The sequence below is a fragment of the Microbacterium sp. NPDC090281 genome (genome assembly GCF_044769635.1).
GTDB lineage: Bacteria > Actinomycetota > Actinomycetes > Actinomycetales > Microbacteriaceae > Microbacterium.
This window is the reverse complement of record NZ_JBIVYH010000002.1, coordinates 617443-642540: the sequence shown is the minus strand read 5'-3', so window position 1 is coordinate 642540 and position 25098 is coordinate 617443. Positions and strand designations below refer to the sequence as shown.

General features: G+C 68.2%; 21 protein-coding genes and 1 tRNA gene. 14 read left to right on the top strand and 8 right to left on the bottom strand.

Annotation, left to right across the window (positions count from 1 at the left end):
* Positions 1-4: 4 nt before the first annotated feature.
* Genes ACIQTX_RS17300 through ACIQTX_RS17290 form a run of 3 tightly spaced genes read left to right on the top strand, consistent with a single transcriptional unit; the run spans position 5 to position 3291 of the window.
* Positions 5-1375, top strand: a complete 1371-nt coding sequence (locus ACIQTX_RS17300) for an ABC transporter substrate-binding protein (protein ID WP_105526390.1) — start codon at positions 5-7, stop codon at positions 1373-1375.
* A 6-nt stretch (positions 1376-1381) separates the two neighbouring features.
* Positions 1382-2347: a carbohydrate ABC transporter permease gene (locus ACIQTX_RS17295; protein WP_402974453.1), complete on the top strand. Its 966-nt coding sequence runs from the start codon at positions 1382-1384 to the stop codon at positions 2345-2347.
* Positions 2344-3291 (top strand): carbohydrate ABC transporter permease, encoded by a 948-nt coding sequence (locus ACIQTX_RS17290; RefSeq protein ID WP_402974450.1) that lies wholly within the window; start codon positions 2344-2346, stop codon positions 3289-3291. The genes ACIQTX_RS17295 and ACIQTX_RS17290 overlap by 4 nt, the downstream gene beginning before the upstream one ends.
* Here ACIQTX_RS17290 and ACIQTX_RS17285 read toward each other — a convergent pair.
* Entirely contained in the window at positions 3288-3878 is a 591-nt protein-coding gene (locus ACIQTX_RS17285; RefSeq protein WP_402974447.1) for a TetR/AcrR family transcriptional regulator, read from the bottom strand. The genes ACIQTX_RS17290 and ACIQTX_RS17285 overlap by 4 nt on opposite strands.
* 94 nt (positions 3879-3972) lie before the next feature.
* On the opposite strand from ACIQTX_RS17285, the gene ACIQTX_RS17280 reads away from it, so the two are divergent.
* The gene (locus tag ACIQTX_RS17280; RefSeq protein WP_402974444.1) at positions 3973-6258 is read left to right on the top strand and encodes a glycoside hydrolase family 3 C-terminal domain-containing protein; all 2286 of its coding nucleotides are present in this window, start codon (positions 3973-3975) and stop codon (positions 6256-6258) included.
* A gap of 90 nt (positions 6259-6348) precedes the next feature.
* Here the strand turns inward: ACIQTX_RS17280 and ACIQTX_RS17275 are convergent, their stop codons facing one another.
* Positions 6349-8943, bottom strand: coding sequence for a family 78 glycoside hydrolase catalytic domain (locus tag ACIQTX_RS17275; protein ID WP_402974441.1), 2595 nt, complete (start codon positions 8941-8943; stop codon positions 6349-6351).
* Positions 8944-8966: 23 nt separating this feature from the next.
* Entirely contained in the window at positions 8967-9677 is a 711-nt protein-coding gene (locus ACIQTX_RS17270; protein ID WP_402974438.1) for a potassium channel family protein, read from the bottom strand.
* A gap of 189 nt (positions 9678-9866) precedes the next feature.
* Between ACIQTX_RS17270 and ACIQTX_RS17265 the strand changes: the two genes are divergently transcribed.
* Both ACIQTX_RS17265 and ACIQTX_RS17260 read left to right on the top strand, forming a co-directional pair.
* Positions 9867-9955 (top strand) — tRNA-Ser (locus ACIQTX_RS17265).
* Positions 9956-10185: 230 nt separating this feature from the next.
* Positions 10186-10860 carry a haloacid dehalogenase type II gene (locus ACIQTX_RS17260; RefSeq protein WP_402974435.1) on the top strand — a complete coding sequence of 225 codons (675 nt, stop codon included), beginning with the start codon at positions 10186-10188 and terminating at the stop codon, positions 10858-10860.
* 31 nt (positions 10861-10891) lie between these two features.
* On the opposite strand, the gene ACIQTX_RS17255 is transcribed toward ACIQTX_RS17260, so the two are convergent.
* Together ACIQTX_RS17255 and ACIQTX_RS17250 are read right to left on the bottom strand one after the other, a co-directional pair.
* Positions 10892-11950 carry an LLM class flavin-dependent oxidoreductase gene (locus tag ACIQTX_RS17255; protein ID WP_402974432.1) on the bottom strand — a complete coding sequence of 353 codons (1059 nt, stop codon included), beginning with the start codon at positions 11948-11950 and terminating at the stop codon, positions 10892-10894.
* A gap of 27 nt (positions 11951-11977) precedes the next feature.
* Positions 11978-12691: an NADPH-dependent F420 reductase gene (locus ACIQTX_RS17250; protein WP_402974429.1), complete on the bottom strand. Its 714-nt coding sequence runs from the start codon at positions 12689-12691 to the stop codon at positions 11978-11980.
* A 68-nt stretch (positions 12692-12759) separates the two neighbouring features.
* On the opposite strand from ACIQTX_RS17250, the gene ACIQTX_RS17245 reads away from it, so the two are divergent.
* The 4 genes from ACIQTX_RS17245 (at position 12760) to ACIQTX_RS17230 (ending at position 15894) form a co-directional block, all read left to right on the top strand.
* Complete coding sequence (locus ACIQTX_RS17245; protein ID WP_402974426.1) at positions 12760-13116, top strand: winged helix-turn-helix transcriptional regulator; 357 nt, start codon at positions 12760-12762, stop codon at positions 13114-13116.
* A 65-nt stretch (positions 13117-13181) separates the two neighbouring features.
* Entirely contained in the window at positions 13182-14804 is a 1623-nt protein-coding gene (locus tag ACIQTX_RS17240; RefSeq protein WP_028502066.1) for a sodium-dependent transporter, read from the top strand.
* Positions 14801-14935, top strand: a complete 135-nt coding sequence (locus tag ACIQTX_RS17235; RefSeq protein ID WP_081663075.1) for a methionine/alanine import family NSS transporter small subunit — start codon at positions 14801-14803, stop codon at positions 14933-14935. The genes ACIQTX_RS17240 and ACIQTX_RS17235 overlap by 4 nt, the downstream gene beginning before the upstream one ends.
* Positions 14936-15027: 92 nt before the next feature.
* A complete protein-coding gene (locus tag ACIQTX_RS17230) occupies positions 15028-15894 on the top strand; it encodes a GyrI-like domain-containing protein (protein WP_402974421.1) in 867 nt (288 codons plus the stop codon).
* A 93-nt stretch (positions 15895-15987) separates the two neighbouring features.
* Here the strand turns inward: ACIQTX_RS17230 and ACIQTX_RS17225 are convergent, their stop codons facing one another.
* The 3 genes from ACIQTX_RS17225 to ACIQTX_RS17215 all read right to left on the bottom strand — a co-directional run bounded on the left by ACIQTX_RS17225 (position 15988) and on the right by ACIQTX_RS17215 (position 19624).
* Positions 15988-17151: an epoxide hydrolase family protein gene (locus ACIQTX_RS17225; RefSeq protein ID WP_402974418.1), complete on the bottom strand. Its 1164-nt coding sequence runs from the start codon at positions 17149-17151 to the stop codon at positions 15988-15990.
* Between the two features lie 99 nt (positions 17152-17250).
* Positions 17251-18318, bottom strand: a complete 1068-nt coding sequence (locus ACIQTX_RS17220; protein ID WP_402974415.1) for an LLM class flavin-dependent oxidoreductase — start codon at positions 18316-18318, stop codon at positions 17251-17253.
* A gap of 1 nt (position 18319) precedes the next feature.
* Positions 18320-19624: an O-acetylhomoserine aminocarboxypropyltransferase/cysteine synthase family protein gene (locus ACIQTX_RS17215; protein ID WP_402974412.1), complete on the bottom strand. Its 1305-nt coding sequence runs from the start codon at positions 19622-19624 to the stop codon at positions 18320-18322.
* 133 nt (positions 19625-19757) lie between these two features.
* On the opposite strand from ACIQTX_RS17215, the gene ACIQTX_RS17210 reads away from it, so the two are divergent.
* The 4 genes from ACIQTX_RS17210 to ACIQTX_RS17195 all read left to right on the top strand — a co-directional run bounded on the left by ACIQTX_RS17210 (position 19758) and on the right by ACIQTX_RS17195 (position 25097).
* Entirely contained in the window at positions 19758-20501 is a 744-nt protein-coding gene (locus ACIQTX_RS17210) for an alpha/beta hydrolase (RefSeq protein ID WP_402974409.1), read from the top strand.
* A gap of 99 nt (positions 20502-20600) precedes the next feature.
* The gene (locus tag ACIQTX_RS17205; RefSeq protein WP_402974407.1) at positions 20601-21959 is read left to right on the top strand and encodes an aminotransferase class I/II-fold pyridoxal phosphate-dependent enzyme; all 1359 of its coding nucleotides are present in this window, start codon (positions 20601-20603) and stop codon (positions 21957-21959) included.
* Between the two features lie 136 nt (positions 21960-22095).
* Positions 22096-23490, top strand: a complete 1395-nt coding sequence (locus tag ACIQTX_RS17200; RefSeq protein WP_028502072.1) for an LLM class flavin-dependent oxidoreductase — start codon at positions 22096-22098, stop codon at positions 23488-23490.
* 47 nt (positions 23491-23537) lie between these two features.
* Positions 23538-25097, top strand: coding sequence for an ABC transporter substrate-binding protein (locus ACIQTX_RS17195; RefSeq protein WP_402974405.1), 1560 nt, complete (start codon positions 23538-23540; stop codon positions 25095-25097).
* The last annotated feature ends 1 nt before the right edge of the window (position 25098 follow it).

Here is a 25098-nt window from a genome sequence, read left to right as displayed (position 1 = left end):
GACAATGAAGTCACCAACGAAGGCCATGGTCGCCGGCATCGCCGTGCTCGCGACGGTCGGCGCCCTCGCCGGATGCACGTCGAGCGGAGATGGCGACAACGCCGACGGCAAGCTCGAGCTGCGCGTCGCGACGTTCCCGCCGGGAGCGGACGCTGCCGCCTACGATGCGTTCGCCGCCCAGGAGAAGCAGTTCGAGAAGGAACACCCCGATATCGACATCATCGGCGTCGAGTACGAGTGGGAAGGCCCGACCTTCGCCGTGCAGCTCGCCGGGGGAAGCCTGCCCGACGTGTTCACGGTGCCGTTCACCGATTCCAAGACGCTGCTCGAGAACGGCCAGCTGACGGATGTGACCGACGCGATCGAGAAGCTCGGATACACCGACAAGTTCAACCCGATCATCCTCGACGGTGTCACCGGCGCCGACGGCAAGATCTACGGCTTCCCGAGGCAGGCGTATGCGGCCGCACTGCACTACAACCGCGACCTGTTCGAGCAGGCCGGGCTCGACCCCGACAACCCGCCGGAGACGTGGGATGAGATCCGCGAAGCCGCCAAGAAGATCACGGACGCCACGGGCAAGGCCGGATACGCGCAGATGGCGATCAACAACACCGGCGGGTGGCAGCTCACCTCGCAGACCGTGGCCCGCGGCGGCCGCACGCAGACCGATGCCGGCGATGGATCGGCGGAGTCGACGATCGATAACGACGCCACCAAGGCGGCGCTGCAGTTCCTGCACGACGTGAAGTGGGAGGACAACGCCTTCGGGTCGAAGGTCGACCTCGACTGGGGAACGATCAACCAGGAGTTCGCGGCCGGCAACATCGGTATGTACACCTCGGGCTCCGACATCTACACCGCGCTCGTGCGCGACTTCGGCATGGACTCGGAGATCTACGGCATGACGGTCGTGCCGATGGAGGGCAACGACCCCGGCACGCTCGGCGGCGGCGACATCGCGGTGATCAGCCCGACTGTCGACGACGCGACCAAGGATGCCGCGGTGACCTGGATCGACTGGTACTACATGCAGAAGCTGATGGACAAAGATGCAGCGGTGCTCGATGCCAAGACCCTGAACGAGTCCGGCCAGGCTGTGGGTACGCCGCTGCTGCCGGTGCTCAGTCGCGAGCTGTACGACGAGTCGCAGGAGTGGATCGCCGACTACATCAACGTGCCGGTCGAGCAGATGGCGCCGTTCAGCGACCGTATCTGGGACCAGACGCCGGTGGGCGAGCCGAAGGTGAAGACGCAGGAGGTTTACGCCCTCCTCGACACCGTCGTGCAGAAGGTGCTCACCGACCAGAACGCCGACATCGACGCTCTCCTCGCTCAGGTGCAGACCGATGCGCAGGCGAAGCTCGACGAGTAACGCCCCATGACGATGACGCTCTCCGAGCAGCGGGCGGCGGTGGAGGACTCTCCGCCGCCCGCTGTGCGCCGACCCCGCCGCCGCACTCCGCTCACGTGGTACCGCGGCGGCGGGGTCGAGAACCTCCTGTTCGTGCTCCCGATGCTGTTCGTGTTCGTGTTCTTCTCGTGGTCGCCGATCGTGCAGTCCGTGATCATGAGCCTGCAGAAGACCAACCTGATCGTCTCCGAGTGGGTCGGGTTCGACAACTACCTGGCCGTGATCGGCGACCCCGAGCTCGGACGAGCCGTGATCAACACGCTGTGGTTCGCCGTGCTCGCCCTGCTCTTCGGGTTCCCGCTGCCCCTGCTGATGGCCGTGCTGATGAGCGAGGTGCGCCGCGGCAAGGGACTCTACTCCGCTCTCGCCTACCTCCCCGTCGTGATTCCGCCGGTCGTGGCTGTGCTGCTGTGGAAGTTCTTCTACAGCGCCGATCCTTCCGGTGTGTTCAACACCGTGCTCGGCTTCGTGGGCATCCCCCCGCAGCCCTGGATCCAGGACGCCGTGCAGGCGATGCCCTCGCTCGTGCTCGAGGCCACGTGGGCAGGAGCAGGCGGGTCGATCATCATCTACCTCGCCGCGCTCCTGGGCGTACCGCCCGAGCTGTACGACGCCGCCGAGGTCGACGGCGCCGGGATCTGGAAGAAGGTCTGGCACGTCACGTTGCCGCAGCTGCGCGGCATCCTCTTCATCATGCTGATCCTGCAGGTGATCGCCACCGCGCAGGTGTTCCTCGAACCGTTCCTGTTCACCGGTGGAGGGCCCGCCGGGGCGACCAAGACCGTGCTGCTGTACATCTACGACAAGGCCTTCCGCAACAGTCTGGGCGGCGACTACGGCGAGGCGACGGCCGTCTCGGTGCTGCTCGCGATCGTCCTCGCCCTCCTCTCCTGGCTGTACTTCAAGCTGACCGACCGTTGGAGCACGACGTGAGTCTCACCACCCGCCTCTCGACCCGCGCCGCGGAGAAGGCGGCCGAGAAGGCAGCCGACCGCGTGGGGGACCGTACCGTCATCTCCGACTCCGAGCGTCGGCGCCCCGGCATCCGGTTCGGGATGTCCTTCACCCACGTGTTCCTCGCCGTCGGATTGATCGTCGCGGGTCTGGGCCCGATCCTGTGGTTGGCCAAATCGGCCGTGACGCCGACACAGGACACGCTGCAGCAGCCCTTCGCGCTGTGGCCGAACGGCATCGACTGGGAGAACCTGTCGACAGCGTGGAATGACATCCACATCGACCAGTACTTCTTCAACACCGTGATCATCGCGCTCGGCGCCTGGTTCGTGCAGGTGTTCATCGCCACGACCGCGGGCTATGCGCTCTCGGTGCTGCGTCCGAAGTACGCGCCGCTGCTGAACGCACTGGTGCTGGCGACGCTGTTCATCCCCGGGATCGTGCTGCTGGTGCCGCTGTACCTGACCATCGTGCACCCGCCACTGCTGGGGGATGTGAGCCTGCTCAACAACTACCTTGCGGTGTGGCTCCCGATGGGAGCGAACGCCTTCAACATCCTGCTGGTCAAGCGGTTCTTCGATTCCCTCCCGCGAGAGGTGTTCGAGGCGGCACGCACCGATGGCGCCGGTCCCTTCCGACTGTTCTGGTCGATCGTGCTGCCGATGTCGAAGCCGATCCTCGGCGTGGTCTCGGTGTTCGCGATCATCGCCGCGTGGAAGGACTACCTGTGGCCGATGCTGGTGCTTCCCGACCCAGCCGTGCAGCCGCTGTCGGTGCGGCTCCCGGCCGTGCAGTCGCAGACCGAGCTGGATGTGTTCCTGGCAGCTCTCGCGATCGCGACGCTCATCCCGATCGCGATGTTCCTGATCTTCCAGTCGGTGTTCCTGCGCTCGGCTGGACTCGGCGGAGCAGTGAAGGGCTAGTCGGCGGCGGCGGCGGCCGGTGTCGGGGGGTACAGGGCGTCGATGAGAGCGCCCATGATGCCGGGCATGTCGACGGTCGGGTCGATCATCCACTGCAGCTGGAGCCCGTCGGATGCCGCCTGGATCACGCGGGCGAGAGTGTCGGGGTCGAGGGTGGAGCGCCGCTCCTCGGTGCCGAAGTTGTCGACGATGGACGCGCGCAGACGCGCGCTGCGATCGAGGAAGTAGCCGTGGGCCGGATGCTCCGGATCGGCGGCGTCCACCGAGAGACGCGAGAACAGGGTGACGAGTCCCGGGACCTCGGTGTTGTGGCGGACCACGTCGATGAACGCGGTCCGCGCCTGGGCGTCGCTGAGACCTGCGGGATCGAGGCCGTCGTGCTCATCCCGTTTACGGAGCACCTCGGTGAAGAGCTCCTCCTTCGAGCCGAAGTAGTGCAGGAGGGCGGCAGGGGTGACGCCGACGACCTCGGCGATCTCCTTGAGTGAGGCGTTCTGGTATCCCTTGCGCCCGATAACGTCGAGGGCGCTCTCGAGGATCTCCTCGCGTCGCGCCACGCCCTTCGCATACGAACCTCGTGTTGCCATGCCTCGACCCTAATCCTGAATGTCGTTTGAAATCTAATACTGAAGGGCATATGGTTTTCGCAAGGACATCGACGTCGCCCGCGAAAGGAACACAATGACCGAGAACTCGGCTTCCGACCTCACCCTCGAGGAGAAGGCGTCGCTCACCAGCGGTGCGGACTTCTGGACCACGAAGGCCATCGACCGCGTGGGCATCCCGTCGGTGATGATGACAGACGGGCCGCATGGCCTGCGCAAGCAGTCCGGAGCCACCGATCACCTCGGTCTCGCGAGCAGCGTCCCCGCCACCTGCTTCCCGCCCGCGGTCGGCATCGGGTCATCCTTCGACCCGGAGATCATCGAGCGGGTCGGCGCCGCGATCGGCGTGGAAGCCGCGATCGAGAACGTCGCCGTCGTGCTCGGCCCCGGCATCAACATCAAGCGCTCGCCGCTGTGCGGACGCAACTTCGAGTACTTCTCGGAAGACCCGATCGTGTCCGGCATCCTGGGTGCCGCCTCGGTCCGTGGCATCCAGTCGAAGGGCGTCGGCACCTCGCTCAAGCACTTCGCCGCGAACAACCAGGAGTTCGACCGCATGCGCGCGAGCTCCGATGTCGACCCGCGCCCGCTGCGCGAGATCTACCTGCGCGGATTCGAGCGTGTCGTGAAGGACGCGTCTCCGTGGACCGTCATGTGCTCGTACAACAAGCTCAACGGGGTCTGGACCTCGGAAGACCCGTGGTTGCTCACCAGCGTGCTGCGCGACGACTGGGACTTCGACGGCCTCGTCGTCTCGGACTGGGGAGCCGTGAACGACCGCGTCGTCGGAGTCGCCGCCGGACTCGACCTGGAGATGCCGGCGTCAGGTGGACGGACGGATGCCCAGCTCGTCGCAGCCGTGCGGGCGGGCGAGCTCGCGGAGAGCGTGCTCGACACCGCTGCGGCCCGCGCCATCGACCTCGTGCGCAAGGCCGGTGAGCGTCCTGCGGTGGCAGGCCCGCTCGACGTCGATGCGCACCATGCACTCGCGCGTGAGGCGGCCGGCCGCTCGATCGTGCTGCTGAAGAACGAGGGTGGTCTGCTGCCGCTCGCCGCAGACCAGAAGGTCGCCGTGATCGGTGCGTTCGCGACCGAACCGCGGTTCCAGGGAGCCGGTTCGTCGTTGATCAACCCCACGCGCGTCGACAAGGCCCTCGATGAACTACGGGCAGTCGGCGGCGACAACGTCTCCTACGCGGCAGGCTTCGCGGTCGAAGGCGGCACCATCGCGACATCCGGTCGCACCGCCTCTGACCTGCGGGCGGAAGCAGTCGGCGTCGCAGGCGCGGCGGACGTGGCCGTGCTGTTCCTCGGTCTTCCGGCCGCGGAGGAGTCTGAGGGCTTCGACCGCGACCACATCGACCTGCCGGCAGAGCAGCTGGCCGTGCTCGATGCCGTGCTCGAGGTGAACCCTCGCGTGGTGGTCGTCCTGTCCAACGGCGGTGTCGTCGCCCTGCCCTTCGCCGACCGGGTGCCGGCGATCGTCGAGAGCTGGCTGCTGGGCCAGGCCGGAGGCAGCGCTGTCGCCGACGTGCTCTACGGCGCAGTGAACCCCTCGGGCAAGCTCACCGAGACCGTGCCGGTGCGGCTCGAGGACAACCCCTCCTTCGGTAACTTCCCCGGCGAGCTCGGCCATGTGCGCTATGGCGAGGGACTGCTGGTCGGCTACCGCTGGTACGACGCGAAGGGAATCGACGTGACCTTCCCGTTCGGTCACGGACTCTCGTACACGACGTTCGAGTACGGCACCGCGACGGCAGAGGGCGGAGCAGACGGTGACATCGTCGTGCGCGTCGACGTCACCAACGCCGGGGACCGCGACGGCCGTGAGGTCGTGCAGGTCTATGTCGCCCCGGCAGCGTCGATCGTGCAGCGCGCACCCCGTGAGCTCAAGGCGTTCGCCTCGGTCGCGCTCGCAGCAGGAGAGACCCGCACGGTCGAGCTCGTCGTGCGGCGTGAGGACCTCGCGTACTGGGACATCCGCGTCGACCGCTGGGTCGTCGAGGGTGGGGCGTACACCGTCGATGTCGCCGCTTCCAGCCGGGACATCCGCTCCACCGTCTCGGTAGAGGTCTCCGGGGACGAGGTGCATCAGGAGCTGACGATGAACTCCTCGATCGGCGACCTGATCGCCCACCCGATCGCCGGCCCCGTCGTGCAGCAGGCGCTCGGCGGCCTGATGGGCGGGCTCGGCGGCGATGCTGCCGCGGCCACGATGATGCCGAACGACGAGGCGATGCAGAAGATGATGGCATCCTTCCCGATCGGTCGGCTCGCCGGGTTCCCGGGGCTCCCGGTGAACTTCGAGCAGATCGAGCAGTTGATCGCCGCAGCGAATGCGGGTGGTCCCGCCGCGGACTGATCGGAGCCCGTCGAATCCTCTCCCGTCGCACTTGCTGTCGCCCGTCGGTGAACACAGCGACAGCAAGTGCGTCGGGAGCTCGCGTGGCCGTCAGGGCCCCAGACGCACCGATCGCGTATGCCCGCCGTGGCCGACTTCCTCCGGGGCGGCACCGGGCAGATCGAGCTCGGCAGTCGCGCCGACCGGGACCACGACATCGATCCGGAGCTCGTTCTGCTCGATGTGCCAGGAGATCGATGCCTCGCCGTACGGAGTCCGCTGCGTCGCCGAGGCGTGGGTGAGGCCACCGCCCGGTCGCGGGGCGAAGCGGATGCGACGGTAGCCGGGTTCTGCAGGGGCGAGCCCGGCGACGGTGCGGTGCAGCCAGTCGGCCACGGCTCCCAGGGCGTAGTGGTTGAACGAGGTCATGGTCCCGGGGTTCACGGTGCCGTCCGGGAGCATCGCGTCCCACCGCTCCCAGATCGTGGTCGCACCCTGCACCACCTGATACAGCCAGGACGGGCAGCCCTGCTCCAGCAGCAGGGCGTAGGCGGCGTCGGTGTGGCCGGTCATGGTGAGGGCATCGCACACGAGGGGCGTGCCGACGAAGCCGGTCGCGATGCGGTTGCCTGCGACATGCACGAGCTCGGCGAGACGTGCTCCCGCCACCTCGCGCTGCGTCTGGTCGGCGAGTAGATCGAAGACGATGGCGAGGGCGTAGGCGGTCTGCGCATCCGAGGTCATCGTGCCGTCGGCCTTCACGTACGCGGCACGGAACGCGGCAGCCGCCTCATCGGCGATGGCACCGAAGCGCTCGGCGTCGGCGGTGCGGTCGAGCACTCCCGCCATGTCGGCGACTGCTCGTGCCGACCGCGCGAAGTACGCCGTCGCCACGAGGTATCGGTCGGTGCGGGCATCACCCGGGTCTTGCGGGGGAGCGGCAGGGTCGAGCCAGTCGCCCAGCTGGAACCCCTCGTTCCACAGGCGGTCGGGGCCGGCCACCGAGGCGACCTTGTCGACCCAGCGTCGCGCGCTCTCGAACTGCGTCGCCAGGACTCCTTCGTCGCCGAAGCGCCGATACAGGGTCCACGGCAGCAGCGTCGCCACATCGCCCCAGGCGGCTCCAGGCCGGATCGGGGACCACACCTTGTGCGAGGGGATCACCGGGACGAACCAGGGCACCGTGCCGTCGGGCAGCTGGTCGGCCTCGACATCGCGGAGCCACCCCGACAGCATCCCCGAGACGTCGAAGAGCGTCGACGCCGTCGGCCCGAACACCTGGATGTCCCCCGTCCAGCCCACGCGCTCGTCGCGCTGAGGGCAGTCGGTGGGAATGTCGACGAAGTTGCCGCGCATGCCCCACACGACGTTCCGGTGCAGCTGCTCCACCAGCGGGTCGGAGCACGTGAACCATCCGGTGCGCTCGACGTCGGTGTGAAGCACGCGTGCGATGAGTGCACCGGCGGCCGCATCCGCATCGAGATCGCCCGGCCATCCGGAGGCCTCGGCGTAGCGGAAGCCGTGGAACGTGAAGCGCGGCTCCCATTCCTCGCCGTCCGGGCGACCGGCGAGCGTGTAGGCGGCGCTGGAGCGTGCACTGCGCAGCGGGCGCGTGTAGATCTCGCCGTCCTGCAAGACCTCGGCGGTGCGCAGGGTGACCGTCGCGCCGCTCGGTCCGGTGGCTCGGATGCGGACCCGACCGACGAGGTTCTGTCCGAAGTCGAGGATGCGGGCGCCGCTGGGCGAGGTGAGCACGGCGATCGGCGCCACCTCTTCGGTCACCCTGACCGGCGGGCCGGTCGGTGCGACCAGAGTGCGCGGGTCGCGTTCGCGTACGGCGACCGGAAGCCAGCGGGAGTCGTCGAACGATCCGGTCGACCAGCCGGGCAGCTCCTCGCGGGCATCGTAGTCCTCGCCGTCGTAGATGCCCGAGCGGAGGATGGGGGAGAGGGCCGTCTTCCAGGTGCCGTCGGTCCCGACGGTCTCGCGCCGCCCGTCGGTGTAGGTGATCTCCAGCTGGCCGAGGAAGGACAGGTCGCTGCCGAAGACGTTGCGGTAGCCGCCGCGCCAGCCGAGGCGGCCTCGATACCAGCCGTCGCCGAGCCAGGCGCCGAGTGCGTTCCCGCCCTCGACGAGCAGGTCGGTCACGTCGTAGGTGTAATAGCGCAGGCGTTCGCGATAGACGGTCCAGCCGGGCGAGAGAGTGTCGGTGCCCACGCGGGCGCCGTTGATCTCGGCTTCATACAGACCGTGTGCGGTGGCGTAGAGGCGGGCGCGGGTGACCTCGCCGTCGACGCGGAATCCGGTGCGCACCAGCGTCGCGCGTCGGGCGTCGCTCTCCGGGTCCTCATCGAGGTCGGCTCCGACCGGGAGCGCTGACCAGTCGGCAGGGTGCAGCAGCCCGACCTCGAGCCAGGTCTCCGGGCTCGAGCGAGACCAGGTGCCGTCGATGCCCTGCACGGCGACGCGCACGGAGACGCGCTCGCGGGATTCGAGTGCGCGGCTCGGCCAGGGAACCAGCACCTGGTCGGCCGATGCGACCTCGATCGTCTCTTCGCCATCGGGACGCATCACGGTGACCGCGTAGCGCTGCTGGCGCCAACCGGCGGGAGCATCCGTGAGGGTCCAGCTCAGGCGCGGGCGGGATTCGCCGATGCCGAACGGGTCTCGGTGATGTTCGACGCGAGGCGCGGAGACGGTCGTCATGATCCCATCCTGTCCTGCGATCTTCAGTCGATCGGTGTCGGGGTGCGCTTCGCGCTCGCGCCCCGCATGATGCGAGCCACCGCGGTGATCAGGAAGATCTGGCCCGTGATCCCCTCGGCGATGGCGAGCCCCTGCCCTCCAGGGGTGACCGGGACCAGGTTGCCGTAGCCGGTCGTGGTCAGCGCGGTGAAGGAGAAGAACAGCTGGTTGCCGAGGGAGTCGACGCTTCCCTCCCCGAACATGGGTGTCGTGGAGACCTGCGAGATCAGGTTGTAGACGAAGGCGAAGAGCATCCCGACGAGGATGTACGCGGTGATCGCCGCCAGCAGCGCCTCCAGGTCGAGGCCCCGACGATTCACCTGGTGCGCGATGATCGCCCATGGCGCGACGAGCAGAGCGATCATCGACGCGGCCGAGAGGGGGATCGCGAGCAGCGGGCCGTCGGCGCCGAAGAGAGTGGCGATGACGGCGGCCGCACCGGCGGCCGAGAGCACCACCCAGGAAACGCGCTGCACGAGGTGTCGGGCTCTGGTGACGTAGAACACCATCGCGACCGTCGCCAGCATGGCAAGGAAAGCCCACGGACTCGGATCGGTGCTGGGCTGGATGGCGCACAGGCCGTACGAGACGATGAGCAGGGCGAGGATGATCGCGTAGCCGAGTGCCTGGCCCTCCCTCCGATGACTCGAGGGGGCGTCGGCGTGCTCCGTGTTCAGGGTGTCTGTGCGGGGCATGGTCGGTCCTCTTCCGCGTGGTGGACGCTGGGTGCCCACGGTGTGCGGCAAGTATCCCAGCGCGAGTGCGCTTCCCCTCTCAGTGCGGGTGCGCGTCGGTGAGAAGGGGTGTCCTCGCCCCCGGTTCGTCACTGCTCGCCCGACCCGTTATGATGGCTAAGTGCATCCGTGCTTTCGGGTCGGATGCCTGGAGACGTCGCATAGTCCGGCCGAGTGCACCACCCTGCTAAGGTGGAGTCCCCTCACGGGGACCAGGGGTTCAAATCCCCTCGTCTCCGCAGAAAAACCCCCGCTCAGGCGGGGGTTTTCTGCGTTAGGGGCAGGACCGATCCTTGGGTCGCATCGTCAGGTCGCGACGCCCAGGAGGATCGCCTGTCGCTGTAGCCTCTCGGCGCGATCACACCGCTGAGTCAGCTGTCGCGATTTATGGAGCCGGCGCCACCTATCCTGACCGAACCTTTTCTTCATGGACGGCCCCGGTCGTCGCCGTCCACGGCAGACTCGAAGCATGCTCCGCGACATCACGGCCGTCGTCTTCGACGTGCTCGGCACCCTCGTCGACGAGCCTCGAGGGCTCCGCTCCGCCATCACCGAAGCAGCGGGTACCGCAGCTGACTCCGAGGAGCTGCTCGGTATCTGGCAGGGCCATGTCGAACGCGAGCAGCAGCGCATCGCGGATGGTTCGCGCGACTACGCCGACACCGACATCCTCGACCGCGAGGCGGCGGTGCGGGTTGCGGAGGCGGCCGGGGTCGACGATCCCGCGATCATCGCCCGCATGGCGACGGCGGCCCAGCGGCTTCCGGCCTGGCGCGACTCGGTCGACGGCGTCGCACGCCTCGCGAGGCGATTCCCCGTGCTCGGACTCTCGAATGCGACGGCGGAGACGCTGCGGAGTCTAGGCGCGCACGCCGGGCTGCCGTGGGATCTGGCGCTGTCGGCAGACGCCGTGCGGGCCTACAAGCCGGCACCCGAGGTATACGGGCTGGCCGTGGAAGCCGCGGGCGGTGATCCATCGCGCGTGCTCATGGTCGCAGCGCACGCCTGGGATCTGCGCGGCGCGCAGGTCGTGGGGATGCGGACCGCCTACGTGCGGCGGCCGGTGGGAGACGCCCCGGCACCCGCGGATGCGTTCGATGGGCGCTTCGCGTCGCTGCGCGAACTCGACGACGCGCTCGTCTAGGGCCGGAGCGAGACGCCGGAATCGGCGGCGGCTAGACCACCCCGCCCGTCTTGTTCGCGAGCAGGCGTTCCACGCGCGGGGCGACCTCGGTCGCGAGCAGGGTGAGCGACTCGAGGAAGTGCTCCTGCGGGAGGCCGCCGATGTCCATCTGGAGGAAGTGGCGCACGTGTCCCATGTGCTGCTGCAGGTGCACGATGCGGCTCGCGATCTCGTCAGGGTCGCCGACGTAGTACGCGCCGCCGGGCTGTGCCTGCGCTTCGAAGGCTCTCGGCTGCGGCGGTGCCCATCCGCGAAGTCTGCCCATCTCGATGTTCAGGTTGTGCCAGCCGGGGTAGAAGCGGTCCATGGCCTCCTGCTTGGTCGGGGCGATCAACCCGAGGGCGCCGACCGAGACCTTGATGTCGTCGCCGGTGTGTCCGGCCTGAGCCGCCGAGCGGCGGTAGAGGTCGGCGAGGGGAGCGAACCGGTGGGGCTCTCCGCCGATGATCCCGTAGGCGATCGGCATTCCCAGGCGCCCGGCGCGCACGGAGGATGCGGCATTCCCTCCGGTCGCGAGCCAGATGGGCAGTCGACCGCGCACCGGCCGTGGCACGACCGCGAGCTCGTCGAGCGCAGGACGGACGGTTCCGGCCCACGTCACATCGGCGGTGGCGCTGTCGTTGATGGTCATCAGCAGGTCGAGCTTCTGCGCGTAGAGGTCGTCGTAGTCGCGGAGGTCGTATCCGAAGAGCGGGAACGTCTCGACCGACGATCCGCGGCCTGCGGTGATCTCCACACGGCCGCCTCCGGAGACGGCATCCGCGATCGCGAACTGCTGGAACACGCGCACCGGATCGTCCGTGCCGATGATGCTCGCGCCGCTGCCCAGGACGATCTGCTTCGTCGCGGCTGCGGCAGCGGCGATGACCGTACCGGGCGACGATGCCGGCATGCTCACGGTGTGGTGCTCACCGACAGCGAAGTAGTCGAGTCCGACTTGGTCGGCGTGCACGATCGCCTCGTGCAGATTCCGGATGGCCTCCGCCGTCGAGCGCGGGGTGCCGTCGTCGTTCAAGGGGGTGTCGCCGAAGCTGTAGGCGCCGATTTGCATGAGAACTCCTGGGATCGAGGTGAGTGGTCAGGCGCGAGACGCGCCGGTGAGGGATGAGGTGCCGAGGTGCCGTGCGGCCTCGGCTGCGAGCTCTTCGGTGCCGTGATGTCCGCCGAAGATCGCGGTACCCGGCTGGAAGGCCGTGCCGGTGTGGAGCGCGCCGGTGATGACCGGGTCGAACCCGAGCCGGTCGATCATCTCGGCGACGGCACTGACCGCGTCGTCATCGTCTCCCGCGATGCCGAGTGCGCGACGCTCAGCGTCTCCTCGAGGCCGTGCGTCGATCTCGAGGAAGTGATAGCCGATGTGGTTCAGCGTCTTCACCACCCGTGCGCCGGTGAAGTGTTCCTGGATGACCGCACTGCTCCCGTGCGGAGCGGCGTCGAAGTGGTCGAGATGCCCGTCCGTCGGCTCCCAGTGGTTCATCGTGTCGACGACGACCTTGCCGTCGAGCAGCGTCGGCGAGATGGTGTCGTACTTGTGCAACGGCACGGCCACGATGACGATCTCGCCGTGAGCGGCCGCATCAGCGGCCGACATCGCCCGCGCGCCCGGGGCGACCACCTCGACGAGCAGTTCGATGTCTGCTGCCGGTCCCGACGCTGCGATCGCGACGTCGTACCCCGCGGCGATCGCCGAACGTGCGATCGCCGTTCCCACCCTGCCTGCCCCGAGTATGCCGATCCTGTTCACCGTCAGCACTCCGCCTTCCCGTGTTCGCCGACGCTCGTGCGTCTGCATCCAGCTTCGGAGGTTCGCCCTCACGATGCCAGCAAGCGGTAAGCTGCTTACTAATAGTTAGGAGAGTCATGAGGGAAGAGATCGCACACATCGATGAGGAGGAGTGCCGTCGGTTCCAGGCATCGGCAGAACTCGCCGGGCGCAAATGGAACGCGGCGATCCTGTTCGCCGGAGCGCGGGGGGCCCGCCGGTTCTCGGAGTATCACGCCCTCATCGACGGGATCTCCGACCGGCTGCTGTCGGCCCGGCTCAAGGAACTCGAGCGGGAGGGCCTCGTCGTGCGCGACGTGCAGCCGACCACCCCGGTGACGATCAGCTACGCGCTCACCGAGTCGGGACAGCGCCTGATCTCGCTGCTGCATCCGCTGGTGAACTGGAGCCGCGCCCACGACGAGCGCGCGGCAACGATGACAGCCGCCCGATAGTCGGAGTCCGTCGACTCCGACGGGGTGCGACACGTTCGCCCGGGCCCTCGGGTAGTCTCACCCGCATGGCCACCGCAACGACGCAGACCCACAAACGCGAGGCCTTCGGCTCGCGGAACGTGTTCATCCTCTCCGCGATCGGCTCGGCCGTCGGGCTCGGGAACATCTGGCGGTTCCCGTACGTCGCCTACGAAGGCGGCGGTGGTGCCTTCCTCATCCCGTACCTGTGCGCCCTGCTGACGGCCGGCATCCCCTTGCTGTTCTTCGACTACGCGATCGGACATCGATTCCGCGGGTCGGCACCGCTGGCGTTCCGCCGCATGCATCGCGCGGCCGAGCCCCTCGGCTGGTGGCAGGTGCTCATCTGCGTCGTGATCGCGGTCTACTACGCGGTGATCATCGCGTGGGCGGCCATGTACACGTGGTTCTCTGCTCAGCTCACCTGGGGCCCGGGCAACGAGAACGACTTCTTCTTCACCGACTTCCTGCAGTCGGCTGATGTCGCGGAGGTCGGCGTCTCCACCCAGTTCGTGCCGCAGGTCGGCATCCCCCTGGTCGTGGTGTGGGTGATCGTGGTGGTCATCATGGCGCTGGGGGTCAAGCGGGGCATCGGCCGGGCGAACATGATCCTCATGCCGCTGCTCACGGTGATGTTCGCGATCCTCGTCGTGCAGTCGCTGTTCCTGCCGGGTGCCATGGACGGACTGAACGCCTTCTTCGCCCCGAACTGGGAGGCGCTGGCAGACCCGGGCGTCTGGGCCTCGGCCTACGGGCACATCTTCTTCTCGCTCTCGGTCGCCTTCGGCATCATGGTGACCTACTCCTCCTACCTCAAGCGCAAGACCGATCTCACCGGTTCCGGACTCGTCGTGGCGTTCGCGAACTCCGGCTTCGAGATCCTCGCCGGCATCGGCGTGTTCGCCGCCCTCGGGTTCATGGCTCAGGCACAGGGCACAGACGTGGCAGGAGTTGCGACCTCCGGCATCGGCTTGGCGTTCATCGCCTTCCCGACGATCGTCTCGGAGGCGACGGGCGGCTCGATCATCGGTGTGCTGTTCTTCGGTGCACTGGTGTTCGCGGGCATCACCTCGCTGATCTCGATCCTCGAAGTGATCGTCGCCGCACTGCAGGACAAGCTGGGCTGGGCGCGCGTGCGCACGACCCTCACCGTCTCGATCCCGCTCGCGATCGTCTCGATGGCGTTGTTCTCGACGACGACGGCATTGTCGGTCCTCGATACCGCCGACGCGTTCGTCAACGCCTTCGGCATCATGGCCGTCGCTCTGGTGGCCGTGATCGTCGTCGCCTGGTTCCTGCACAAGCTACCGGTGCTGGTCGAACACCTTAACCGGCGTTCCAGCTTCCGGGTCGGGCTTCTGTGGAAGCTGCTCGTCGGCGTCCTCGCCCCGGTCGTGCTCGGCTACCTCTTCGTCACCGGACTCATCACCAAGATCACCGAGCCGTACAGCGGGTACCCCGACTGGTTCCTCGCGATCTTCGGCTGGGGCATGGTGGTCTCGCTCGTCGTGCTCGCCCTGGTGCTGTCGGCGCTGCCGTGGAGCGGACGGTCCCACGCGAAGGATGACCCCGAGTACGACGAGTTCCTCGCCGAGGAGGAGTACGAGCCGGATACCGAGACCTCGACCATTCCGGCGGTAGGCACCTCGACAAAGGGAGCAGGGGCATGACTCCGATCGCGATCGTCATGATGATCATCGCCATGGTCACGGTCTGGGGCGGTCTGATCGCCGGGATCGTGAATCTCGCACGCCACCCGGAGGAAGCGGAGACGGAGCCCGCACCGCCGGTCGAACTCTGATCGGGCGCTGACGTCGACCGATCGCATCCGACCGGAGAAGTCGGGTGGCGGCAGTGGCGACGCGGCGACGATGGTGGGGAAAGGAGGACCTCATGATCGTCACGCTCAACGCTCTGGTCGACCAGGTGGAAGCCGCAGGCTCCGACCAGGAGATCGATGTCGCAGCCTTCGCACGCGAACACGGCACGACGGAATATCACCTGCGTCGGATGTTCTCGGCACTCGCGGGTATGCCGCTCTCGGAATACGTGCGTCGTCGTCGGATGACGCACGCGGGGGCGGAGCTCGCCGCCGGTGCGTCGAGCCTGCTCGACGTGGCCGTGCGCCACGGGTACGGCTCGGTCGAAGCTTTCGGCCGAGCTTTCCGTGCGGTGCACGGGATCGGCCCGGCCGACGCGCGCCGTGAAGGGGGTCCTCTCCGAACACAACCCACGCTCAGGTTCCGCCTGAGCGTCGAAGGGAGCACCCCGATGGATGTCACCATCACCCACCGCCCCGCGTTCGTCCTCGCCGGCCACGCCGCCGAGGTCCCGCTGATCCACGAGGGCGTCAATCCGCATATCCAGTCGCACATCGCGGGAATCCCGCCGGAGGAGCACGAGCGCCTCAAGGCACTCGGCGATGCTGAGCCGTCGGGAATCCTCGCCGTGACCGCCGACATCGAACCCGATGCACCGGAAGGCGCCCTGCTCACGTATCTGCACGGCGTCGCGCTCCAGGCCGACACCCCGGTGCCGGCCGATCTCGACTCGCTCCGCGTGGACGACGGGTCATGGGCGGTCTTCGCCGCCAGCGGACCGTTCCCCGAGACGCTGCAGAACCTGTGGGCCGCCACGGCGACCGAGTGGTTCCCGTCGAACCCCTGGCGGATGCGACCCGGGCCGTCGATCGTCCGCTACCTCGAGTTCACCGGCGACTTCGCCTCGTGCGAGCTCTGGCTGCCGATCGAAGAGAGCTGAGGAACACGCCGGGCCGCTCCTGATCAGGAGCGGCTTCGGGGTCGACGCGATGGAGCGGCCCCGCCACCGAGCGTCCGCTCGGGGAGCGTGACGTCAGGCGGGTTCACGACCGTCCTCCTGCTCCGCCAGACGGAAGGTGATCTCCAGGTCGGCGGCGAGCAGGTCGGGCTCTTCGTGCGGCATGAAGTGCCCGCCTATCTGCGGCTCGTTCCACTGCACGATCCGCGAGCAGGCGCGTTCGGCGATCGATCGAGGGAAGCCTGCCATCGAGGGCTCGTGGCTGAGAGTGAAGCCCGCAGGCACCTCGATCATCGGTCGATCGGGGTTGTGGTCGTAGTCGTAGTACTGACGCATCGACGTTCCGATGGATCCAGTGATCCAGTACAGGGTCGCGGCGGTCAGGACGTCGTCTCTGCGGAAGCGGCGTTCGATGTCGCCGCCGCAGTCGCTCCAGTCCCGATACTTGTCGGCGAGCCACGCGGCGAGTCCGATCGGCGAGTCGATCAGGGCCGCGGCGATCGTGTCGGGCCGGGTGATCATGATCGCGCTGTAGCCGCCGTCGGTCTCGTCATAGGCCTCATCTGCGGCGAGGAAGATCTCCTCCTCGGCCGTGAGCGGGGGCACGTCGAACGACGCGGGGAACGGCGGGTGGATCATGTGGATGGCCGCCACGCTCTTCGGATGATCGGCTCCGAGCCAGGCTGTCACCGTGCCTCCGACATCCCCTCCGAATGCGCAGTAACGGGAATACCCCAGGTCCTCGGTCATCAGCCGGTCGATCGCATGTGCCATTCCCTGGCGCGTGAGCGGTGAGCCCGGCAGTGAGCTGAACAGGAAGCCGGGCAGCGACGGGATGACGACGTCGCGCGCGGTCACCGGATCGCGGCCGAACCGCTCCGGGTGCGCGATCCGGTCGGCGAGGGGGAGCATCTCGACGAAAGTGCTCGGCCACCCGTGCAGCAGTACGACGGGGAGCCGCTTCGATGAGGGCGCCGCAGCGCGGATGTGCACGAAGTGGAGAGTGTCGCCGTCCGTCTCCGCGAGGAACTGAGGGTACTCGTCGAGTGCGGCCTCGACGGAGCGCCAGTCGAAATCGGCGGCCCAGTAGGTGGCGAGCTGCTGCAGGTACAGCGGGTCGACGCCGGCCGACCAGGTGGTCGCGTCGGACGGCGCGACGAAACGAGCTCGGCTCACTCGATCCCGCAGATCCTCAAGAGCGTCGTCGCTCGCTCGAACCCGGAACGGCGTCACTGGCATCGCGTTCTCCCGCTTTTGCGCCGGCGAGCCGGCATGGGTAGACGCCCACGCTATCCGAGAGGGCTCATCGCGCACATCCTCCGATCGGGCCCGACCGCGTCAGGCGTCCGCTCCTGCGACCCTCGCCAGGCTCACCAGCGGCAGCACCTGCTCGCCGATGCGGGTGAGCTCCTCGATGGCGGGAGAGGACTGGATGAGCAGCAGCGTCACTCCGGCCTCCTCGAAGCCGCGAATGCCGTCGGCGACCTGTTCGGCCGTTCCGACGAGGTTCGGCCGCAGACCGCGGGTGCCCACGGAGTACTCGCGCCGCGACAGCTCGAAGTCGAGCTGGGAGTGGCGCAGGAACTCCTCGAAAGAGGCGTAGCCGGGCGATGCCGGGTCGACCGTCGTGATGCGTTCGAGCTCGCGCTGCGCCTCGGCCTCGGTGTCGCGGACGATGACGTAGGCCGACATCGCGAACTCGTCGAACGGGCGACCGACGAGTCTCTCGCGTCGCGTATTCATGTCGTCGACCTTCGTGCGGATCTCCTCGACCGTGCCGCCGTGCAGTGCATAGGAGTCGGCGAAGCCGGCGATCGACTCCCGCCCCTGCTCGCTCTCACCCCCGGCGAAGATCGGCGGCGAAGTGCGGGGTTTCGGGGAGAGGATCGTGTTCTCGACCGAGAAGTACTCGCCCCGGTGGTCGTAGGGGGTCTGCGTCCACAGTCCGCGGAGGATCTGCACGAACTCGCTCGCCTGGTCGTAGCGGGCGTCGTGCGTCGTGAAGCGGCCTCCGTACTGCTTGGCCTCCTCCTCCCACCACGCGGCCACGACGTTGAGGGCGAACCGCTCGTCGCCGCTCCCGCTGGTCCAGCCGATGTCGGCGATCGTGGCTGACTCCTTGGCGGTCACGGCGGGGAGATGGAACCCGGGGCGAACGGCCGTCATCACCCGCAGCCGCTCGGTGACGGCGAGGATCGCGGTCGAGAGCGACCAGGCCTCGAGGCTGGGTGCTTCGATGCCTTTGCGGTCGTTCAGATAGAGCTCCGGCACGAGCGTCGTGTGGAAGCCGAGCCGATCCGCGGCGATCGAGAGCTCGCGGACGTACGACCACGTCGCTGCCATCGATTCATCGCCGACGTTGCGCAGGAATCCGCCGTACACGGGCGTCCAGTAGCCGAGCTTCATGTCATGCCTCCGAGATGTGCTGAAGCGACCGGTCGAGGTCGCGGATGAGATCGGCGGGGTCTTCCAGGCCCACCGAGAGCCGCACGGTGCCGCGCCCGAATCCCGCATCAGTGAGCTGAGCGTCGTCGAGGTGACTGTGCGTGGTCGTGGCCGGATGCACCACGAGACTGCGCGCATCGCCGATGTTGGCGACGAGCGAGAAGAGTCGCAGCGAGTCGATGAACTCCTCGACATGCTCGTCGCCGGTCGCGAGGTCGAACGAGAAGACCGAGCCCGCCCCTCGTGGCAGATAGCGTTGCGCCGCCGCGTGCCAGCGGTTGCCCGGCAGCCCGGGGTGATTGACGTGTGCAACGGCCGGATGCTGCGCCAGGTGCTCGGCGATCGCGAGGGCGGAGGCGTTCTGGCGGGCGAGGCGCAGGTCGAGAGTCTCCAGCCCGATCAGCAGCTGAGAGGCGTTGTAGGGCGACAGTGCCGGGCCGAGATCGTGCACGAGCTTGGTCTTCGCGTACACGAGGAACGCGCTTCCCTCGCGCCCGAACCGCTCCCACAGCACGACGTCGCCCACGCGCGGGTACGGCTGGGTGAACTGCGGCCAGCGCGCGGCATCCGCCCCGAAGTCGAAGGTGCCGAGGTCGACGATGACTCCACCGAGCGAGGTGCCGTGCCCGCCGATGAACTTCGTGGCCGAGTAGACCGTGATGTCGGCGCCGAACTCCTTGGGCCGTTGCAGATAGGGCGTCGCGATGGTGTTGTCGACGATCAGCGGAACGCCGGCAGCGTGCGCGATCTCGGCGACCTCGGCGACCGGCAGCACCGAGGCCACCGGATTGCCGATGGACTCGGCGAAGAACGCGCGGGTGTTCGGTCGTGCGGCATCACGCCAGGCGTCGAGGTCGTCCTGGTCGACCAGGGTCGTCTCGATCCCGAGATCGGGAAAGAGGTCGGTGAGCAGGTCGACCGTGCCGCCGTAGAGCTGGCGGGCGGCGACGATGTGGTCGCCCGCGCGGGCCAGGGTGAGGAGCGCGACGGCGACGGCCGACTGTCCTGAGGCGGTCGCCAGCGCGGCCACTCCGCCGTCGAGGCGCGCCATGCGCTGCTCCAGCACGCTCTGAGTGGGGTTGCCGGTACGGCTGTAGAGGTTGCCGGTGCGTCGAAGCGCGAAGATCTCGCGGGCCGCGGCGAAGCTCTCGAACTCGTAGCCGACGGTCTGATAGATCGGGGGGACCGCGGCATTCTGCGGAGTGCCGGCGGTGTAGCCGGCGCGGATCTGCTCGGTCGCGAAACCCGCTCGTGTGGTGTCTGTCACTGCTCTTCCTCCTCCGGGAACGAGGCAATGGTTGCATGCGCCTCCACACTGTTGCGATTTGTCTCGTAACATTTCTGAGCTTTGTCGATAATGTTCCGATACAAGTTGTCGCGTGACCTGAGGAGTGGTGAGCATGCCGAAATGGGTGGAGCCGGAGACGCCGCCGCGAGGAGCGGTCATCGTCGTCGGGGGGAGGGGCGAGACGGATGCCGTGTACCGGCGGCTCTCACGACGGCTGGCTTTCGACGGCTATCGCACCGCGGTCATCGGGCGGGGAAACGAGCCCGGGGGGCCCGGCGATCAGGAGACGGTGCCTCGCGGGATCGACGACCTGATCACGCAGACCGATCCGGTGCTGCCGGTGGTCCTGATCGGATCGGATGCCGGCGCTGCGGCGGTCGTCCGCGCCGCGGGAAGGGCCTCCGTGTCAGGGGTCGTGCTCGCCGGCGTGCTGACGGAGCGGGCGGGCGATGCTCCTTCGTCCTGGGAGGACGAGCTCGACCTCCGCTCGGCGTGCCCGGTGCATCGCGGTGTGCTGGCAGGCGCGGGAGCGATTGAGCCCGGACAACTGAACGCCGGGAGCGGGGTGCTCGACGCCGCGGATCTGGCGTCGTTGACGGTGCCGGTCCTGGCGGTGCACGGAGACGCCGACCGGGTGGCGCCGGCGATCGAGGCTGCGGCTGTTCTCGCTGCGGCACCGGACGCGGAGGTCGTGTTCGTGGTCGACGGGCGGCACGACATCCTCAACGACGTGAGCCACCGGTCGGTCGCAGCCGCGATCGTGCAGTTTCTCGAGCGCCTGCGCCTGCCAGGTGCTGCACCGATCCTTCGGCGCGGTGACGGCGCGGGCATCCCACTCGTGGAGCAGGTCGGCTGAGGGGCGGAACAAACCCCGGTGGCCGTCGGGGCTTGTATCGTGGCAGGCGAGGCCGCCGATGAGATGTCGGCGCCAGGAGCCCGGAAGAAAGCGGTACGGATGACCCTGTCGACGGAACGTGGCGCGGTCTCCCCGGAATGGGTGCTCGATCATGTCGACGGGCGCAGCGCCGAAGAGCTCAGCACCGCGATCGCCACCCTGGTCCGCTCCGGTGAGCTGCCGGCCGGCGCGCAGCTCCCCACCGTGCGCGACCTCGCGCGGACCGGGCGGGTCAGCGCCGGCAGCGTCGTCTCCGCCTGGAGCACCCTGCGCGATCAGGGGTTGATCCGCACGCAGCGACGGGGTGGCACCGTCGTGCTCCCGCTGCCCGGCAGCGACTTCGCGGGCTGGGGCGGCATCGACCTCGGCCAGGCGGCCACCGACATCCGGCTGCATCCGCCGCTCGGCGATGCGCTGCTCTCCAGCCTCGACGCCGAGACCCTCAACGTGTTCGGCCGCGAGGTGATGACCGACCGCCTGCGCGACGCCGTCGCAGGCGACTGGCCCTTCGCCCCGGAGGCGTGGATGACTGCGGGTGGCGGCACCGAGGCGCTGCTGCTCGCGATCGAGGCGGCTGCCCCGCCGGGGACGATCGTCGCGGTCGACGAACCCCTCGGCCCCGGCGTGCTCGACACCCTGCGCGATCTGGGTCTGCAGGCCGTCGGTGTGGAGTCGGATGCCGAGGGCCCGCGACCCGAGGCGCTGCGGGCGGCACTCGATGCGGGTGCTGCGGCGTTCGTGTTCCAACCGGGCGCTCCGTTCGCGGTCCGGCACGTCGTGACGCCAGAGCGCACCGCAGAACTGGCCGCCGTGCTGGCCGAACGGGAGCACGTTCCGTGGGTGATCGAGGACGACTCGATCGGCCCGCTCGAATCGGCGCCGACCCCGTCGATGGGTGCGTTGCTGGAGGGCAGGGTGCTGCGCATCCGCAGCTTCTGCAAGGCCTACGGAATCGACGTGCGCACCTCGGTGCTCGGCGGTGCCTCCGAGCTGATCGAGCGGGCCATGCGCCTGCGCAGCCACGGGGTCGGGTCGAACAGCCGCATCCTTCAGAACACTCTGGCGTATCTCGTGCGGAGTCCTGAGGCTGCGGCTTCCGTCGCCGTCGCCCGTGAGCGCTACGCCTCGCGCCGCGAGACATTGCTGAGCGCCCTACGCGCACAGGGGCTGACGGCCCGTGCGGGCGAGAACAGCCTCGTGGTGTGGGTCGACGTACCGGATGAGACCGCCGCCCTCCTCGCCCTCGCCCGCCGCGGGATCGTCGTCGGTGCCGGCAGCCGGTCGTTCGTCGGAGCGGGAGGGGACCAGATGCTGCGCATCTCGGTCACGCAGCTCCCCGACGATGCGGTCGTGATCGACGACCTCGCCTCCGACGTCGCGAAGGCCACCCGCCTCGGCGCCCGCGAATTCTTCGACTGACCCGCCTCTGCCTCTTCTGGCACCATCTCCTCGGTATGTTCCGACACCGGGCGAAACAAAAAGAAACCTGCTCGCCTCTTTGTTCCGCTCTCGGTCACAATCGCTCCAACGCGAAACGGACCGGAAGGAACATGAGATGGCACGGCAGCTCAAACTGGGCATCGCCCCCACACCCACGGGTGGCCCTGGCAAGCACTTCCAGTGGTTGGACCCGCAGATCCCCGGTGACGCGAGCGTCGACCTCGACCAGTACATCGAGATCGCACGCCTCGCGGAGGACGCGAAGTTCGACTTCGTGTTCATCGTCGACAGCAACTTCATCACCCCCGACTCCCCGCCCCATTACCTCAACCGCCTCGAGCCGCTCACGCTCCTCTCGGCGCTCGCCGCCGTCACCACGAACATCGGCCTCATCGGCACACTGAGCACCTCATACGACGAGCCCTTCCACGTCGCCCGCCGCTTCGGGTCGCTCGACCTGATCAGCAAGGGCCGCGCCGGATGGAACGTCGTCACCAGCGGCGACTCCGGCACGGCAGGGAACTTCGGCCTCGAGCAGCACTACGACTACGACACCCGTTATGGACGCGCGCTCGAGCACATCGAGGTCACCCGCGCCCTCTGGGATTCCTACGAGGACGACGCCTTCCCGCGTGACCGCCAGACCCGCCTGTTCCTCGACCGTTCGCGTCAGCACACCCTCGATCACCGCGGCGAGTTCTTCTCGGTCACCGGTCCGCTGAACCTCGAGCGCTCGCCGCAGGGGCACCCCGTGGTCTTCCAGGCCGGCGACTCCGAGCAGGGGCGCGATCTCGGAGCCCGCACCGCCGACGCCATCTTCACGCACGCGCCGACGCTCGAAGCGGGCGTCGCCTTCGCCGAGGACATCCGTCGTCGTGCTGCCGGGTTCGGCCGCAACCCCGAGGAGATCCTCATCGTCCCCGGCATCACGGTGACCGTGGGCGACACCGACGACGAAGCCCGTGCCGCCGAGCGCGCGCAGGGGCTGGCCGACAACGACTTCGAGCGGGCGCTCGCCGAGTTCGGGCGCGGGTTCGGCTGGCATGACTTCCGGCAGTACGACCTCGACGCACCGTTCCCCGCCGAGGCGCTCACCCATGCGGAGCGCGGCTTCTACACGCAGTCAGCGCGGATCGTCGCGCTCGCAGGCGAGCGGGGATGGACCCTGCGCGAGACCGTCGAGTCGGTTTCGGGACCGCACCCCTCGCCGTTCACCGGTTCGGCGGTCACCGTCGCCGATGAGCTGCAGCGATGGTTCGAGGCCGGAGCCCTCGACGGGATCAACCTCCACGGTGGTCACCCGGCGCAGCTGCGGAGGTTCATCGACGAGGTTCTGCCGATCCTGCGAGAGCGCGGTGTCGTGCGCACGGAGTACGAGGCGACCACGCTCCGTGGAAACCTCGGCCTCCCCGTCCCGGAGAACCGCTGGACCCGCGCTCGCCGCGAGGGGTCAGCACCGGCACCGCTGCCCGGCTCTTCCACCCCGGCGCGGAGCGCCGTCGGCGCGTGATCCGTCCCGCCGCCTGAACATCACCCGAACCCGAGGAGAGCACCATCATGAATCGCACCGTCGCGCGGCCGGCCCGCGCACTGATCGCCGCCGTCGCCGCAACCGCCCTGCTGCTGACGGGATGCGCGAGCGCGCCGTCGTCTGGCGCCGACGGATCGGGCGGATCAGAGCCCGCCGTCATCAAGTGGGCAGCGTCTGTTCCGCAGGGCAACTGGGACCCGGTGGTCACCGGTGCGACCGGGGCATCCCTCACGCTCGGCGCCATCTACGAGCCCCTGCTCACCGAGAAGGACGGCAAGCCCGCTCCCGGTCTCGTCGAGTCGTGGGAGTACAACGACGACGGCACCGCCGTGACGTTCACCCTCAAAGACGGGCTCACGTTCCAGGACGGGTCGCCGGTGAACGCGGAGGCCGCCGCCTTCTACTTCAACCGTGCGAAGACGCAGGAGAACTCCGCGCTGCTCGGCTCGTACAGCAACATCGACACGGTGACGGCAGACAGTGATCTGGACTTCACGGTGCACCTCAAGAGCGTCGACTACCAGGTGCCGTATCTGCTGAGCATCCGGGCCGGGTTCCTCACGAGCCAGAAGGCCACCGCCACCGCAGACGATGCCGCCGCCCTGAACTCCCGCCTGCCCGTCGGCGCCGGTCCCTTCAAGGTCGTCGAGTACGTGCCGGAGTCGCACATCTATCTGGAGAAGTTCGACGACTACTGGAACGCCGACGAGATCCACATCGACCGCATCGAGATCTCCTTCGGCGTGGACGCGTCATCCGTCGTCTCCGGCATCCAGACCGGCGTGTACAACTTCTCGCAGGTCAGCGGCGCGCAGATCCAGGAGGCTCGGGATGCCGGTCTCGACCTGGTCTCCGACATCTCCACGAACTGGGGCGTGCAGTTCCTCAACGTCAATCGCAAGGTCGAGCCCTTCACCGACGAGCGAGTGGTCGAGGCGTTCCGCTACGCCATCGACCAGCAGGCGTTCGTCGACAGTGTGCTCCTCGGCGAAGGCGAGGTGACGCACCAGATCGTGCCGTCCGAGCACGCGGCGTTCAACGAAGACCTCGAGACCGCTTTCGAGTACGACCCGAAGAAGGCGAAGGCGCTCCTCGCCGAAGCCGGCTACGGCGACGGATTAGAGGTGACCCTGAGTCCCTCGCCGTTCCAGAACAGCGCCTACCCCGAGCTCGTCCAGGCACAGCTCGCCGACGTGGGCGTCACCGTGAAGATCGACAACGACCCGAACTGGGCGAAGGGCTACTTCGCAAAGGAGACGGCTTTCTCGCTCTACGGCTGGGTCGGCCGCAACTCGCCGACGCAGTTGCTCACCGAGCACTTCGACGTCAACGGCGTGCTGAACCTGAGCTCGCCGTACACGACCGACGCCTTCCAGGCCGCTATCACCGAGCTGCGAGCGACCCCGATCGACGACCCCGAGTTCCTCGACCGGGTGCGTGCGGCGAACGAGATCGGCTTCCTCGACGGATCAGTGATCCCGCTGGCGGCCTCGGCGAGCACCTGGGTGAAGACCTCTGACATCTCGTCGAACTTCCAGAACGGGCAGGGGTGGCTCAACTGGGCAGGGGTGACGGTCGGCGACTGAC